Origin of the sequence: Streptomyces taklimakanensis (genome assembly GCF_009709575.1) — a bacterium.
In the GTDB taxonomy this organism is placed as follows: domain Bacteria; phylum Actinomycetota; class Actinomycetes; order Streptomycetales; family Streptomycetaceae; genus Streptomyces; species Streptomyces taklimakanensis.
Window position 1 is genome coordinate 5,048,290 of sequence record NZ_WIXO01000001.1, and the last position, 14,644, is coordinate 5,062,933.

14 protein-coding genes are annotated in these 14,644 nt (G+C 76.3%); 2 read left to right on the top strand and 12 right to left on the bottom strand.

Going from position 1 to position 14,644, the window contains the following annotated elements:
* Positions 1-13: 13 nt before the first annotated feature.
* The 12 genes from F0L17_RS22185 to F0L17_RS22240 form a co-directional block, all read right to left on the bottom strand.
* Positions 14-886 (bottom strand): glycosyltransferase family 2 protein, encoded by an 873-nt coding sequence (locus F0L17_RS22185; protein ID WP_420802479.1) that lies wholly within the window; start codon positions 884-886, stop codon positions 14-16.
* 85 nt (positions 887-971) lie between these two features.
* Positions 972-1,850, bottom strand: a complete 879-nt coding sequence (locus F0L17_RS22190) for a glycosyltransferase family 2 protein (protein ID WP_155072435.1) — start codon at positions 1,848-1,850, stop codon at positions 972-974.
* The gene (locus F0L17_RS22195) at positions 1,847-2,818 is read right to left on the bottom strand and encodes a glycosyltransferase family 9 protein (protein ID WP_338018173.1); all 972 of its coding nucleotides are present in this window, start codon (positions 2,816-2,818) and stop codon (positions 1,847-1,849) included. Before F0L17_RS22195 ends, F0L17_RS22190 begins: the two co-directional genes overlap by 4 nt.
* Positions 2,819-2,871: 53 nt before the next feature.
* Complete coding sequence (gene rfaE2 / locus F0L17_RS22200; protein WP_155072436.1) at positions 2,872-4,407, bottom strand: D-glycero-beta-D-manno-heptose 1-phosphate adenylyltransferase; 1,536 nt, start codon at positions 4,405-4,407, stop codon at positions 2,872-2,874.
* Positions 4,404-5,198, bottom strand: coding sequence for a D-sedoheptulose-7-phosphate isomerase (locus tag F0L17_RS22205; RefSeq protein ID WP_155072437.1), 795 nt, complete (start codon positions 5,196-5,198; stop codon positions 4,404-4,406). The genes rfaE2 and F0L17_RS22205 overlap by 4 nt, the downstream gene beginning before the upstream one ends.
* Positions 5,195-6,430 (bottom strand): glycosyltransferase, encoded by a 1,236-nt coding sequence (locus F0L17_RS22210; protein ID WP_155072438.1) that lies wholly within the window; start codon positions 6,428-6,430, stop codon positions 5,195-5,197. Before F0L17_RS22210 ends, F0L17_RS22205 begins: the two co-directional genes overlap by 4 nt.
* Positions 6,427-7,392, bottom strand: coding sequence for a glycosyltransferase (locus F0L17_RS22215; RefSeq protein ID WP_155072439.1), 966 nt, complete (start codon positions 7,390-7,392; stop codon positions 6,427-6,429). Before F0L17_RS22215 ends, F0L17_RS22210 begins: the two co-directional genes overlap by 4 nt.
* The gene (locus F0L17_RS22220; protein WP_162466555.1) at positions 7,389-8,501 is read right to left on the bottom strand and encodes a glycosyltransferase family 9 protein; all 1,113 of its coding nucleotides are present in this window, start codon (positions 8,499-8,501) and stop codon (positions 7,389-7,391) included. Before F0L17_RS22220 ends, F0L17_RS22215 begins: the two co-directional genes overlap by 4 nt.
* Entirely contained in the window at positions 8,498-9,172 is a 675-nt protein-coding gene (locus tag F0L17_RS22225; protein WP_155072440.1) for a D-glycero-alpha-D-manno-heptose-1,7-bisphosphate 7-phosphatase, read from the bottom strand. Before F0L17_RS22225 ends, F0L17_RS22220 begins: the two co-directional genes overlap by 4 nt.
* A complete protein-coding gene (locus F0L17_RS22230; protein ID WP_155072441.1) occupies positions 9,169-10,332 on the bottom strand; it encodes a glycosyltransferase family 2 protein in 1,164 nt (387 codons plus the stop codon). The genes F0L17_RS22225 and F0L17_RS22230 overlap by 4 nt, the downstream gene beginning before the upstream one ends.
* On the bottom strand, positions 10,329-11,966 hold the full coding sequence (locus F0L17_RS22235) for a carbamoyltransferase family protein (protein WP_155072442.1): 1,638 nt from the start codon (positions 11,964-11,966) through the stop codon (positions 10,329-10,331). The genes F0L17_RS22230 and F0L17_RS22235 overlap by 4 nt, the downstream gene beginning before the upstream one ends.
* Positions 11,967-12,192: 226 nt before the next feature.
* Positions 12,193-13,161, bottom strand: a complete 969-nt coding sequence (locus F0L17_RS22240; protein WP_155072443.1) for a UDP-glucuronic acid decarboxylase family protein — start codon at positions 13,159-13,161, stop codon at positions 12,193-12,195.
* A gap of 68 nt (positions 13,162-13,229) precedes the next feature.
* Between F0L17_RS22240 and F0L17_RS22245 the strand changes: the two genes are divergently transcribed.
* Together F0L17_RS22245 and F0L17_RS22250 are read left to right on the top strand one after the other, a co-directional pair.
* Positions 13,230-13,466 (top strand): DUF6480 family protein, encoded by a 237-nt coding sequence (locus F0L17_RS22245; RefSeq protein WP_155072444.1) that lies wholly within the window; start codon positions 13,230-13,232, stop codon positions 13,464-13,466.
* 14 nt (positions 13,467-13,480) lie between these two features.
* On the top strand, positions 13,481-14,518 hold the full coding sequence (locus F0L17_RS22250; protein WP_155072445.1) for a polysaccharide pyruvyl transferase family protein: 1,038 nt from the start codon (positions 13,481-13,483) through the stop codon (positions 14,516-14,518).
* The last annotated feature ends 126 nt before the right edge of the window (positions 14,519-14,644 follow it).

Consider the following 14,644-nt stretch of genomic DNA (forward strand, 5'->3'; position numbering starts at 1 on the left):
ACCCTCGGTCCCGTCAGCCGACGTACCGGCGGGCGGTGGAGCGACGCTGTTCCGCCTCCAGCAGCCGAAGCCGCTCCTCCACCTCACGGGGCACCACCCGGCGCTCCCGCAACACCCACGGCAGCCCCGCCAGGGCCCGCCCGAAGGCCCGCGCCGACGTCGCGTCGCGCGGCACCGTACGGGCCAGGTACCAGGTGCGGCGCACCGCGGCGGGCAGCGGCCGGCGCAGCCAGCCGAACCACAGGGTGTTGCGCAGCCCGTCCTCCCGCCGCCCGGTCGCGTCCCGGGCGGCCGAGGGGGCGTGGTGCACCGTCAGCTCCTCCGCGTACGCCAACCACCAGCCGCGCGCCATCAGGTCGGTGGCCATCAGCTCCTCCTCGCCGCCCAGCCACAGACGCGGTGAGAAACCGCCCACCTCGCGGAAGGCGTCCGCGCGCAGCACCGTCGCCGCGGCGAGGAACGACCCCAGCGGCGGGCCGGGCAGCCACGCGGGGCCGGTCAGCGGCGAGTGGCGCAGCTCGGCCACGATCGGATCCTCGGTGCCGTCCGGCTCCACCACGATCCGCGCGGTGACCGCCGCCAGCCGCGGCCGCGCGTCCAGCAGGTCCGCGGCCGCGCCCAACGACCCCGGCTCCCACCAGGAGTCGTCGTCGCAGAAGGCCACGTAGGGCGTGGTGACGCGCTCCACCGCGACGTTGCGGCCCACCGCCCCCAGGTTCCGCTCCGCCCGCAGCAGCCGCACCCAGGGGTGGACGCGGGCGACGGTGTCGCAGGTGCCGTCCGTCGAGGCGTTGTCGACCACGAACACCGGGGGACGTTCGGGCAGCTCGGCCAGCCGGCCGAGGGTGCGCAGCAGCTCCTCCCGGCGGTTGTGGGTGATCACCACGACCGAGACCCGGGTGTCGGGCTCGTCGGGGCCCCGGACGGCGGGGGCCTCCTCCCGGACGGCCTCGGGTTCAACGGTCTCGGACTCAGGGGCCACGGTGGTCCTGTCCTTCCAGACGGCGGGCGGCTTCCTCGACGTACGGCGGCAGGGGTCGGCGGGCGCGCAGCGCGGCGGGCAGCCGGGCCAACGCCCCCAACAGCGCGCGACGGGCCGCCGGATCGCGCGGCGCCTCGGCGGCCAGCGCGCGGGTGCGGCGCACCACCGTCGGCAGCGGCCGGCGCAGCCAGACGGTGAGCAACTCGTTGCGGAGCTGCCGGACGTCGCGGCCGGGCCGGGCCGCCCCGGGGTCCGGATGGTGGTGCGCCACCACCTCCGGGCAGTGGCTGACCCCCCAGCCCCGGGCGGACAGGTCGTAGGCCAGCAGGGTCTCCTCGGCGCCGAAGAACAGCAGCGGATGGAACCCCCCGACCTCCAGGAACGCCGAGCGCCGCACCACCGAGGCACAGGCCAGGAACCCCAGCACCTGGGGTCCGGGCAGATCGCCCGCCACGCCCAGCGGCGAGTCGGCCATGACCTCGTCGAGCGGGTCGGGCTCCTCCTGCGGGCCCACCCGGGTGGAGGCCGCCACCAGCCCCAGCCGGGGGTGCCGCGCCATGAGGTCGGCGGCCGTGCCCAACGAGCCCGGCGCCCACCAGGAGTCGTCGTCGCTGAAGGCCACGTAGGGGGTCTCCATCGCCGACACCCCCAGGTTGCGGGCGAGCGCGCCGCGGTTCTCGGGCAGCGGCATCAGCGCCACCTGCGGGAAGAGGGTGCGCACCATGGTGCGGGTGTGATCGGTCGAGGCGTTGTCGACGACCAGGATCGGCGGACGCTCGGGCAGGCTCGTCAGCCGGCGCAGGGTCCGCACGAGGCTGTCGGCGCGATCGCGGGTGGCTATGACCACCCCTATCGGCGGACCGCTCATACGGCGGGCACCTCCGGCAGACGCGACAGCGCGGCCAGCACCTCCTCCGGCCGGACGCGCATCAACCGCGGGTCGGGACGTCGGCCGTGGGGATCGCCGGGCGGCCCCGGGTGCCACAGCACCTGGTGGCGCTCCGACGGCGGCGGCCCCCACAGCTCGGGCGAGACCGGGCCGAAGAGGGTGACGGACGGGCTCCCGTAGGCCACCGCCAGATGGGCCGGCCCGGTGTCGCCGCTGACCACGGCCGAGGCCCCGGCCACCAGCGCGGCCAGCCGCTCCATCGGCGGGGCGCCGTACACGTCGGAGTCCGGGAGGCGGGCCAGTTTGGCCAGCCGTGCCAGCAACTCGTACTCCCGCGGCCCGCCGGTGGCCACCACGTGTCGTCCGGCGCGCCGCAGCTCGACGGCGACCTCCGCGTACCGCTCCACGGGCCAGCACCGGGCCGGGGAACCGGCGCCCGGGTGGAGCACCACGGCACCGGGGGCGGGGGAGGGCGCGGCGGGCGGCGGCAGCCGCAGGTCGGAGGGGTCGGCGGGGATGCCGTACCACTCCAGGAAGCGGCACCAGCGGTCCCGTTCGTGTTCCTCGGCGTACCACTCGGGGCCGTCGGGCGCGGCGAAGGCCAGCAACCGGTCCGGCGCCGGCGCCCGGAGGGCCCGCATGCTCTCCGGCCCCTTGCCGTGCAGGTCGACGGCCACCTGCGGCGGCGGCCCCTGCCAGTTGGTGATCTCCGGGACGGCGCGGCCGGGCGCGGCGGCGGGCAGCAGGGTGTCCACCGCACCGCTCGACTCGGCGGGGACGGCCAGCTCCGGGGGAGCGGCGAGCACGATCTCGTACCGCGGGAACTCCCGGCGCAGCGCCCGCAGCGCGGGCACCCCCGCCAGCAGGTCGCCCAGGCCCAGCGCGCGCAGCACCAGCAGCCGGGGCGGTCGAGGAGCGCCCGCCGAACCGTTCACCGGCACGCTCACCGCTCCGGGCGTGCCCGCCCGCGCGCCGTCCCCTCCCCTCGACACGTGCCCGCTCACCGTGCTCCGTCCCGGGTCGCGGAGACCGACACCGCCGCACGGGCGGCGATCCGACTGCTGGACCGGCCGTCCAGGTACGGCAACAGCACCGCCTGACCGCCCCAGCTCTCCACCAGCGACGCCTCGGGCAGGTCGGCGAGCGCGTAGTCGCCGCCCTTGACCCACACGTCCGGGCGCAGCCGCTTCAGCAGCTCCTCGGGGGTGTCCTCGTCGAACACCGCCACCGCGTCCACGCACTCCAGGGCACGCAGCACCCGGACGCGGTCGGCCAGCGGGTTGATGGGGCGTCCGGGCCCCTTGCGGCGGCGCACGGACGCGTCGGAGTTCAGACAGACCACCAGGCAGTCACCGGTGCGCCGGGCCGCCTGGAGCAGTCCGACGTGCCCGGCGTGCAGCAGGTCGAAGCAGCCGCCGGTGGCCACCACGGTGCCGCCCGCCGCCCGCACCCGGGCCACCAACTGCTCGGCGTCCTCGTCGGCCGACGGCGGGGGAGCGGCCCGGTCGGGGAAGGCCAACGCCCCCGCGCCGCCCGCCGCCACGTAGCCGGTGGCGGCCGCCACCGCGCCCCGCACGGCCGTCTCGGGCAGCGCCCCGTCGGCGAGCAGCCCGGCGGCGCTGGCCGCGAACTGGTCGCCGGCGCCGCAGGAGTCACCGCTGTGCCGGGCCGGGGCGGGCACCAGCAGGGGGTGGTCGCCGTAGGAGAGCAGGGCACCGCGCTCGCCGAGGGTGATGGCCACCGAGGCCGCGCCCCAGGCGTCGGCCAGCTCCCGCGCGAGCCGGGCCGCCGTGTGGAGGTTCTCCGGCTCGCCGGAGGGGACGCCGGACGCGGGCCGCGCGCCCTTCGGCGCGCTTTTGGCCCCGGCTTCCGCCTCGGCCCGCCGGGCGGCGAAGAGACGGGCCTCCTTCGCGGTCGGGGTCACCAGCCGGGTGCCGGGCACCGGCTCCCGGCCGCGCGGGTGCGGGTCCCACACCAGCGGCACCCGCAGGGCCCGTTCGGCCAGCAGGTCGCGCACGACGTCCGCGGTGCCCCGACCGTAGTCGGAGACCAGCAGGGCGCGGGCGGTGCCGATCGCCGCGCGGACCTCCCCGGGCAGCGCCTTGGCGGGGACCGGCGCGGCCCGTCCGTCACCGCGGTCCATGCGGACCACCGGACGGCCTCCGGCCAGCACCCGGGTCTTCTCCGACAGGGTGCCCTCCATCGGCAGCGCGGCCACGGTGACCCAGGGGGACAACAGCTCGCGCAGCCGGGCACCGGCCGGGTCGTCGCCCAGGGCGGTCACCAGGGTGACCTCGCGGCCGCCCAGCGCCGCCACGTAGGCGGCCAGGGCGGCACCGCCCGGACGCAGCCGTTCCTCGCAGTCCTCCAGCACCGGCACGGGGGCGTCGGGGGCCAGCCGCTCGGCGTGGCCGGCCAGGTCGCGGTCGAGCAGGGCGTCCCCGACGACCACCAGCGGGGTGGCGGGGGAGCGCCGGCCCCGTCCGTCCGGGTCCGGCGCCGGGAACGGTGGGGTGGGCGGGGTCGGCGGCGTCATCCGGCGCCCCCCTTACCGGCCTTACCGGTCCGGCCGGCCTTTCCGGCGCTTCCGGAGGCCCTCCCGGGCGCGCTCCTCCGCGCGCCCGCCGGCCGGTCGGCCCGTCCGCCGTCCGCCGCGGCCTCCAGGGCCGCGTCGAAGGCGGCACACACCATGTGCACCGCGACCAGGTGCAGCTCCTGGACCGTCGCGGTGGAGTCCGCGCGGACGCACAGCGACTCGTCGCTGCCGGCCGCCAGCGGGTTGGGGGCGGGACCGGTGAGCGCCCACACCGCCATGCCCGCCTCGCGCCCGGCCTCGGCGGCCGACAGCAGGTTGGCACTGGCACCGCTGGTCGACAGCAGCATCAGCACGTCGCCCTCCCGGCCGTGGGCCCGCACCTGGCGGGCGAACAGCTCGTCCACGCCGTAGTCGTTGGCGATGGCGGTGGTGGAGGAGGTGTCGGCGTGCAGGGCGATGGCGGAGAACGGCGGCCGGTCGTCGCGGTAGCGGCCCACCAGCTCGGCCGTCAGGTGCTGGGCCTGGGCGGCGCTGCCGCCGTTCCCGGCCGCCAGCAGCCGCCCGCCGCCCGACAGCACCCGGGCCAGGCGCTCGCCCCAGTGCTGGGCGGTGCCCGCCTGGTCGCGGAAGGGCGCCAGCGCGCGCAGCAGCTCGTCGCAGTGGCCGGCGACGGCGTCCGGCGGCAGGAGGGACGCCGCGTCCCGCAGCCCGGCGGCGTGTCCGGCGGCGCCGGACACGGTCTCGGGGAGGGGCGCGGACGTGGTCGTGGACGCGGTCTTGGGAGTCGTCATCGGGCAGCCCCCGCGGGAACGCGGTGGCCGGAGACCACCTGGGCGTACACCTGCTCCGCGCCGTCGGCGACCCGCTCCCAGGAGAAGCGGGCCAGGGCGCGTTTCCGTCCGGCCTCGCCGTAGCGCCGCAGCAGCTCCGGCGAGCCGATCAGCTCCTTCACGGCGTGGGCGAGCGCGTCGGGGTCGCCGGGCGGTACCAGACGCCCGGTCACCCGGTCGGCCACCGAGTCCAGATGGCCGCCCACACCGGTGGCGACGACCGGGACCCCGCAGGCCATGGCCTCCAGCGGGACGATGCCGAACGGCTCGTACCGGGGCGTGGACAGCACCAGATCGGCGCCGCGGATCAGCTCGGGCATCCGCTCGTGCGGCACGGCGCCCAACAGCCGCACCCGGTCCGCGACGCCCGACTCCCGGGCCAGCCGTCGCAGCCGCTCGGCCTCGGGATCGGCGTCCAACAGCGCGGCGTCGGGGCCGCCGGCGATCAGCAACTCGGCGTCGGGGACGCGGGTCAGCGCCGCGACGGCCTGGTCGAAGCCCTTGCGCGGCACCAGCCGTCCGATGGCCAGCAACCGCGGCCGGTGCCCGGAGGCCCCGTGCCGGTCCCGTCGCCCCGACCCTCCACCGGGGCAGGGGGCGAACTCCTCGGTGTCCACACCGCACGGCACCACCGACGCCCGCTCCGGCGGCACGCCCATGGCGCCCAGCTCGAACACCTCGTCCGAGCAGGTCGCCAGGATCCGGTCGCACTCCAGACCGATCCGCCGCTCCGCCTCGATCCGCTCGGGCGGGCTGGTGTCGTCCGCGCCCTGGTGCCGTCGCTTGACGGTGCCCAGCGCGTGGAACGTCTGCACGACCGGGACGCCCGACCCGTGCGCCCCGGCCAGCGCCGCCAGGCCCGACATCCAGAAGTGCGCGTGCACCACGTGCGGCCGCGGACCGGCCCACCGCCGCGCCAGGTGGGCGCCGAACGCGGGCATGTGCGGCAGCAGGTCGTCCTTGGGCACCGGACGCGGCGGGCCGGCGGGCACGTGCTCGACGGTGACGCCCGGCACGAGGGGGACCCGGTCGGGCAGGTCGGGGGAGTCGCGGCGGGTGTGGACGGTGACGTCGTGACCGCGCCGGGCCAACTCCTTCGACAACTGCGCGACGTACACGTTCTGTCCCCCCGCGTCGGGGCCGCCGAGCTCGGCGAGCGGACTCGCGTGCTCGGACACCATGGCGATCCTCATCGGGCCACCTCCTTGATCAGCCGCTCCCAGTCGTCCAGGAAGCGCGGCAGCCCGTAACGGGCCAGGGCCGCTCTCCGCGCCCGCTCGCCGACGTGCCGTGCGTGGGCGGGGTCGGCGACGAAGCCGCGGACGGCGTCGGTCAGTACGTCGAGCCGGTTGGAGAGCACCCCGGCTCCCTCGGGCACGGCCTCGGACGCCTCGGTGGTGTCGAGGGCGACCACGGGCATGCCCAGGTGCATGGCCTCCAGCAGGGACAGACCGAGCGAGGTCCAGCGGATCGGGTGCACGTACACCCGACGCCTGGCCATGGCCCGGTGCATGTCCCGCTGGGGGAGGTCCTGGCAGCGGCAGCGCTCCGGCGGGATGCCGAGCCGCTCGGGAAGCCGCTCGGTCCGCATGCCGAAGACGTCCAACGGGGCGGCCTCGGCGAAGAGCGGCAACAGATCGGTGCCGGTGGTGCGCCCGCGCCGCAACGGCTCGTTGACCACCACCGCGGCCCGGTCCAGCTCGCCCGTCCACAGCGGCCCGGGATCGACGATCCCGTGCTCGATGACGGTGGTGGGCGCCCGCCCGCAGTCCCAGAACAGCCGGTTGAAGTGGGTGACGTGGACGACCGTCAGGTCCGTGCGGTCGGCCATCGGATGACGGGTGTCGGGCACGTTCCCGTTCGGCGCGTTGTGCTCCAGGTAGACGGCGGGCACGTCGCGGCCCGGCCGCCTGCCGCCCAGCCACTCCTCGGCGAGCGCGAGTTCGTGGGGGCGCTGGAGCACCACCAGGTCGACGTCGGTCTCCCGCAGCTGCTCGGGCGTCAGCTCCACCACGTTGTCGGGCCAGTCGAAGGTGACGGCGCGGCCCAGCCCGTCGGGGCCCCGGTCGGGGGTGACGGGCACCAGGTAGGTGTGCGGTCCCCGGACGAACGCGGTGGTCCACGAGCCGTGCACGTGCCACAGCAGAATCCTCATGCGGCTCCTTCCCGACCGCTCCCGGCGGCCTCTCCACGTCCCCGACGGCCGCCTTCGGCGGCGGCGGTGTTCTGTCGGGCGCCTTCGGCAGCGGTGTTCTGTCGGGCGCCTTCGGCACCGACCTTCTCCACGGCAGCGACCACGTCCTCCGGCGTCACCTGGTCCAGACAGGGGTGCCCGGGGACCGGGCAGGTACGGGCCCGGGTGCCCGCACACGGCGCCCGCTGGTCGCCCAACAGCACCAACGGCACCCGGAAGGGCGCCCAGCGCTCGGCGGGCACGACGGGAGAGAAGAGCGAGACCACCGGCGCTCCGACGGCTGCGGCCAGATGGGCCGGCCCGGTGTTGCCGGTGACCACGGCCTTCGCTCCCGCCAGCACCCCGGCCAGAAGCTCCGGCGAGGTGCGTCCGCCCAGGTCGAGCCCGTCCGCCCCGGCCACGTACGCGGTCAGCTCGCGCTCCTCGGGCACCCCGGTGACCACCACCCGGTGCCCGGCCGCGGCCAGGGCGGACACCGCCTCGGCCGACCGCCCGGGGCTCCAGCGGCGGGCCGGCACGCTCGCCCCCGGATGCAGGACGACGTAGCCCGGCGGACCGGCCACCTCGACGGCGTCCGGCGGCGGCACCACCCGCAGCCGTCCGTCGTCGCCGGCCGGCAGGGGGAAGCCCGCCGCCTCGGCCAGGGCGAGGGCGGCCTCGGCCTCGTGCGCGTGCGGGTCCCGTCGGTGGCGGACGTCCAGCAGGGAGCCGGGGTAGTGGACGCTGTCGGCGGCGACGCGCCCCACGCCCGCCATCCGCAGCACCAGCGCGGTCGGCAGGGGGCTCTGGTGGGCCGAGGCCAGCACCAGGGCGGTGTCGCAGCGCCGGGCCGCGATCTCCTCGACGGCCTTGTCGATTCCGGCACGGTCGGTGGGAGGCGGGTCGAAGCCCACCCAGGGGGCGTCCCAGACCAGGACCTCGTCCACCCCGGGCAGCATCCGGCCGGCGGGCGCGCCGCGCGGTCCGCACAGCAGCGTCACATGCTCGGCGCGCGCGGCCACGGCCCGTACCGCCGGACCGGCCAGCAACACGTCACCGAAGCTGTCCAGGCGTGCCACCAGTGCTCTCACGACGGCCTCCGGGCGGTTGTGCGGATGGGTGGGAGGTCGGCGGCGGGAGCGGACACCAACGTCCGGCCCCGGTTCCGTCCCCGGGCACGGCCCGGCACCCAGCCCGCGTCCGGCGGCGGAGGGGGGCCGTCCGCCGGCCGCGGACCGTCCAGGGCGACGCACACCGCGGTGAGCAGGTCCGGGGCGACGGTCGGCGCCTCCTCGACCTCCTCCGGGAGCGTCACGGGGGTGGGGACGAGCACGCCGCGGGCGCCGGCGGCCCGCGCGGCGCCCATGTCGGAGCCGATGTCGCCGATGACGACGCACTCGGCGGGGGCCACCCCCAACCGTCGGGCGGCGTCCAGCACCAGTCCGGGGGCGGGCTTGCGGCAGCCGCAGCCGTCGTCGGGGCCGTGCGGGCAGACGGCCCAGACGTTCACCGGGCCGAGCAGCTCGTCGATCCGGGCGTGCACCCGGCCCATGTCGCTCCAGCCGATCAGCCCGCGGGCGATGCCGGACTGGTTGGTGACCACGGCGGTGGGCACCCCCCGGGAGCGCAGCAGCTCCATCGCCTCGGCCGCGCCCGGCATCGGGCGCACCAGGTCGGGGTCGCCGTTGTAGGGGACGTCCTCCACGAGGGTGCCGTCCCGGTCCAGGAGCACCGCGCGTACCACCGTCGTGCCCGCCGTCATGCGCGACCGTCCCGCCCGGCGGGGCCCTCGGCCCCGCTCCCGTTCGCGGCGCCCGCCCCGACGCCGTCGCCCGCGTCGGCGTCCGCGCCGGACCCCGACGCGGCGCCGCCGCCCTCGCCGTCCGCCCCCGGGCCGACGGCGGTCGCGCCGGCGCCGTTCCACGGCGCGGCGCCGCGGTGGCGCAGCGTCCCGGCCAGTCGGTGGTAGACCGCCAACGGCGGTATCAGCGCGCTCGTCGCCACCATGGTGGTGACCTCCTCGCGGGTCCGGGGCCCCGGAGCGATCCGGGCCCAGGCGAACTCGGCCGTGCCCAACAGCCACCCCGCCCCGGCCACGGCGGCGGCGCGGCGCCGCCCGGCCACTGCCAGGACGAGGGCCGAGACGCCGGCGGCGGTGACGGCCGCGTGGCGGCGGATGCGCCCCCTCGGCGCGGCGGCCCGCCGCCACCAGGTGGGGCCGTGCAGCCGCAGCATCAGCGCGTCGTCGGCGTTGCCCCGCTGCGTCCGCAGCGACACCCAGCGGTCGGCGGGCCGCACCGGATGGGTGGTCAGCCGGCTGCCGCGCCGGATGCGCCAACCGTCCTCCAGCATCCGCAGCGCCAGGTCGGCGTCCTCCCGGAAGGCCCGGGGGAAGCGCTCGTCGAAGCCGTCGACGGCCTTGAGCGCCTCGGTGCGGTAGGCCATGTCGGCCGTCGCCCACTGGGCACGGGCCAGCCCGGCGGTGTTGCGCTCCCAGTCGGTGGGCCGCCGCCCGGTGGACAGCGGTACGTCCAGCACGCCCTGCACCCCGGCGACGGTGGGGTCCGCCTCGGCCAGGTCACGGGCCAGGGACTCGCGCCAGCGGGCGCCGACCCGCACGTCGTCGTCGAGGAAGGCCACCCAGGGCGCGGTGACCAGGCGCCATCCGACGTTGCGGGCGCCGGCCGGGCCGAGCCCGCCGGTCTGCACCACCGTGGCGCGCTCCCGCAGCGGCCCCAACTCCTCCAGCGGCAGCCCCTCGCGGAGCGGCTCCGGCTGGGGCCGGTCGTCGACGATCACGATCTCGCGTGGCTCGGGCCCGATCGAGGAGCCCAGTGTCGCCAGACAGTCGGCCAGGCAGGGACGGCCGACGGTGGGTATGACCACCGAGTAGTCGGTGGCGGTCGTGTGCGGGGCACTCATGCGAACGCCTTCCCGCGGCGGACCGCGAACGGGCCGATGGCCAGCAGGTCCACGGGCGAGGAACCGAAGCACTCCAACGCGTCGCGCGGGGAGTCCACCATCGGGCGCCCGGCGGTGTTGAGGCTGGTGTTGACCACCACCGGCAGCCCGGTGCGGCGCTCGAAGGCGTCCAGCATCCGCGCCACCAGCGGCTCGGAGCCGGGATCGACGGTCTGGATGCGGGCCGTGCCGTCGACGTGCACCACGGCCGGGATGCGGTCCCGCCACTCGCGGGCCACGTCGTGCACGAACAGCATGTACGGGCTGGGCACCGGCCCGTCGAAGATCTCCGCCGCGCGGCGTTCGGCGACCATGGGGGCCACCGGCCGGAACTCCTCGCGCCCCTTGACCCGGTTGAGCCGGTCCAGGTTCTCCGCCCGGCCCGGGTGGGCCAGCAGCGAGCGGTGGCCCAGCGCCCGCGGCCCGTACTCGCTGCGGCCCTGGAACCAGGCCACGATGCCGTCGGCGGCCAGCGCCTCGGCGACCTCCTCGGCGATGTCGGCCGGCCGCTCGTAGGGGACGGCCGCGTCCTTCAGGAGAGCCTCGATCTCCTCGTCCGACCAGCCCCGACCCAGGTCGGCGCCGGGCATCGGCCGCGGCGACTCGTCGTGTGCGGCGGCCAGGTGCAGGGCCGCGCCCAGCGCGGTGCCCGCGTCGCCGGCCGCCGGCTGCACCCACACCCGCTCGTAGGGGCCCTCGGCGGCGATCCGGGAGTTGGCCACGCAGTTGAGCGCCACGCCGCCGGCCATGGTCAGCTCCCGACCACCGGCCTCGGCGTGCAGCCAACGGGTGAGGTCCAGCAGGGTCTCCTCCAGGACGGCCTGGGCGCTGGCGGCCAGGTCGGCGTGGTCCTGGGTCCAGTCGGTGCCCGGCCGTCGGGCCGGAGCCAGCGCCGCCCACTCCACGCCGTGGGCGGCGAAGCCGCCCTTCCCGTCGCTGTGCACCCACTGCCGCAGCTCGGGGAGGAAGCGCGGCTTGCCGTAGGAGGCGAGCGCCATCACCTTGTACTCGTCGCTGGAGCGCAGGAAGCCCAGGTGTTCGGTCAGCTCCTCGTAGACCAGTCCGAGGGAGTGCGGCAGCCGCTGCGCGGCCAGCACCTCCAGTTGGTCGCCGTGGTAGCGGCCGGACAGGTGCGAGGCGGACTCGCCGCGCCCGTCGAGGACCAGCACGGCGGTGTCGCGGTGCGGCCCGGCGATCCCGGCGGAGGCGGCGTGCGCCATGTGGTGGGGGACGAAGCGGACGATCGACGGGTCCAGCCCCGGCAGCGCCTCGGCCAGGAAGGAGGGGGCCCGGCGGGCGTACTCCTGGCGCAGGTGGTCCCACGGGTCGTTCAGCCCCAGGGAGTCGGCCGGGGCCGCCAGGTCGGGGTCGAAGGAGTAGGCGACGGCGTCCAGATCGGCGGGGGTGAGGCCGGCTTGTTTCAGACACCAGGCCGCTGACAGCTCGGGCATCTCCCACGCGGAGAAGGGCACCGGTCGCTTGCCGTGCTTGCGCCTGCTGAACCGCTCCTCCTCGGCCGCCGCGACCGTGCGGCCGTCGATCACGAGCGCCGCCGCCGGGTCGTGAAAGACGGCGTTGATGCCCAGGATGCGCATGAAGGGTGCCTCCGTCGTGTTGTCCCGATGGCAGGGGAGATGCCGTGGCCTCCGTAGTTGCCCACCGCAGTGGAACCAAACTCACTTGGTCGACTCTTTAAGGGGGAAGTGACTCCCGAGAGTGACGGAGCGGGCCCCGGCACGCGGCCGTTTTCGGCCATGTGCCGGGGCCCGACGGGGGTACCCGGAATCCACGGGATCCACCGGATCCACGCGGCGGGGGCGCTCAGGCGGCGACGCGACGAGCGAACCACTCGATGGTCCGCTCCAGCCCCTCCTGCCAGCCCACGCGCGGCTCCCAGCCCAGCTTCTCCCTGGCCAGGGTGGTGTCCGGGCAGCGGCGGGCGGGGTCGTCGCCGGGGCGCTCGACGAAGGTGATCGGCGACGCGGAGCCGGTGAGCTTGACGATCCGGCGGGCGATGTCGAGAACCGTGGTCTCCTCCTCGCCCCCGATGTTGACCGGGCCCGTGAGACCGCTCTCGGCGAGCGCCACGATGCCCGCCACGGTGTCGTCGACGTAGCACAGCGAGCGGGTCTGGCCGCCGTCCCCGGCCACCGTCAGCGGTTCGCCCGCCAGGGCCTGCCGCACGAAGGTGGGCACCGCCCGTCCGTCCCCCGCGCGCATCCGGGGTCCGTAGGAGTTGAAGATCCGCACGATCGCGGTGTCGGTGTCGTGCACCTGCCGGTGCGCCGTGACCAGCGCCTCCGCGTACCGCTTGGCCTCGTCGTAGACGCTGCGCGGGCCAACGGGGTTGACGTGCCCCCAGTAGTCCTCGCGCTGCGGATGGACCTGTGGGTCGCCGTACACCTCGGAGGTGGAGGCCAGCACCATCCGGGCACCGTCGCGGGCCGCCAGCTCCAGGGCGTTGCGCGTGCCGCTGCTGCCGGTCTCCAGGGTCTCCAGCGGCATCCGCAGGTAGTCGGCCGGGGAGGCGGGACAGGCCAGGTGGAACACCAGGTCGAACGGGCCGCCGGACAGGTCGGCCAGGGCGTTCGGAGCGCACACGTCCCGTCGCACGAAGGCGAAGTCCGGCCGGCCGAGCAGATGCGCGACATTGCTCTCGGTGCCCGAGAGCAGGTTGTCCACGGCCACCACCTCGCAGCCGTCCGTCAGCAGCCGTTCGCACAGGTGCGAGCCCACGAACCCGGCGCCGCCGGTCACCACGGCCCGCCGCCGGTCACGTTCACCCGTCATCAGCAACCTCTTCCCTTTGGTTCCCTCTTGTTGGTGTAAGGGAGCGGTCCGCTGCGTACCCGAAGGTCATGAGCGAATCGCACCCGGATCCGGATCCCCGTCGAACTCCCGGCCTCGAAGGCGGCGACGGCGGCAGTTCAGTACCGCCGGGCGAGACACCGCCCGGCGAGAGCAGCACCCCCGCGGGGGCTCCCGACCAGAACGCCAACACGCCGAGCGGCTGGGGGCCGGCCCCGATGATCGCGCTGCTGGTCCTGGTCGTTCTCATCGCTGCGTTCTTCCTCGCCTACGCAGTGGCACTGTGAGGCCGAGTCCCCGCATGACAGAACGGAAAACACCCACGGCCCCCACGGCCCCCACGACACCGACGACACCGCGGACGGACGCCCCCGCTCCGGCCGCCGGCTCCCCGGGCGGTCCCACCGCGCCCCGGGCCCTGCTCACCGGCTGGTTCAGCTTCCTGCACGGTGAGGCGACCGCCGGTGACGTACTGGCGCTGCACCGTCTCCAGGAGATACTGGAGGACTCCGGCATCCCCCACGAGACCGCCTGGAGCCCCGGGTTCCGGCCGGGGGAGCTCAGTCTGGAGGACGCCGACCCGGCGCGGTACACCCATGTGGTCTTCGTCTGCGGTCCCCTGCACGGCCCCCAGGTGGCGGCCCTGCACGAGCGCTACGCCCACTGCGTGCGCGTCGCGGTCGGCGTGTCCGTCATCGATCCCGACGAGCCGGCCGTGCGGGGCTTCCACCGCGTGCTGCCGCGCGACGCGGACGGCGCGCGCCCGACCGCCGACCTGGCCGCCGCCGCCCCGCCGCTGTCCGCCACCCCGGTGGCCGGGGTGGTGCTCACCCACGGGCAGGGCGAGTACGGCGGCCGTCGCCGTCACGGGGAGGTCGCCGAACGGGTGACCGGCTGGTTGGCCGGCCTGGACTGCGCCCGGGTGGAGCTCGACACCCGGCTGGCCCGTGACGACTGGCGGCTGTGCGCCACCCCGGACCAGCTCCAGTCCGTCCTGGCCCGGCTCGACGTGGTGGTCACCGATCGGCTGCACGGCCTGGTGCTGGCCCTGCGCGCCGGGGTTCCGGCCCTGGCCGTCGACCCGGTGGCCGGCGGTGCGAAGGTGACCGCTCAGGCCCGCGTCCACCGGTGGCCCGCCCTGGTGCCCGCCGAACGGCTGACGGAGCGGGAACTGGGCCGCTGGTGGCGGTGGTGCCTGGTCTCCGGCCGGGCGGCGGCGCGGCGCAGGAGGCACGCTTTCCGGCACGCCCCCGGATGGGAGCAGAGCGGGGCGTTGGTGGAGATCCTGCGGACGATGCCCACCGGCGCGCGAACGGGGCCGGCTCCGACGGAGGCGTGACCCGAGGGAGGCGTGACCCGAGAGAGACGCCCCGAACCCGAAGGGGCGCGCGTCGGTGGGCGATGCGGCGCGGGAGCGACGGGCGCGGGCGGGGCGGCTTTGGGAACGGTCGGACGCACGGGCCGG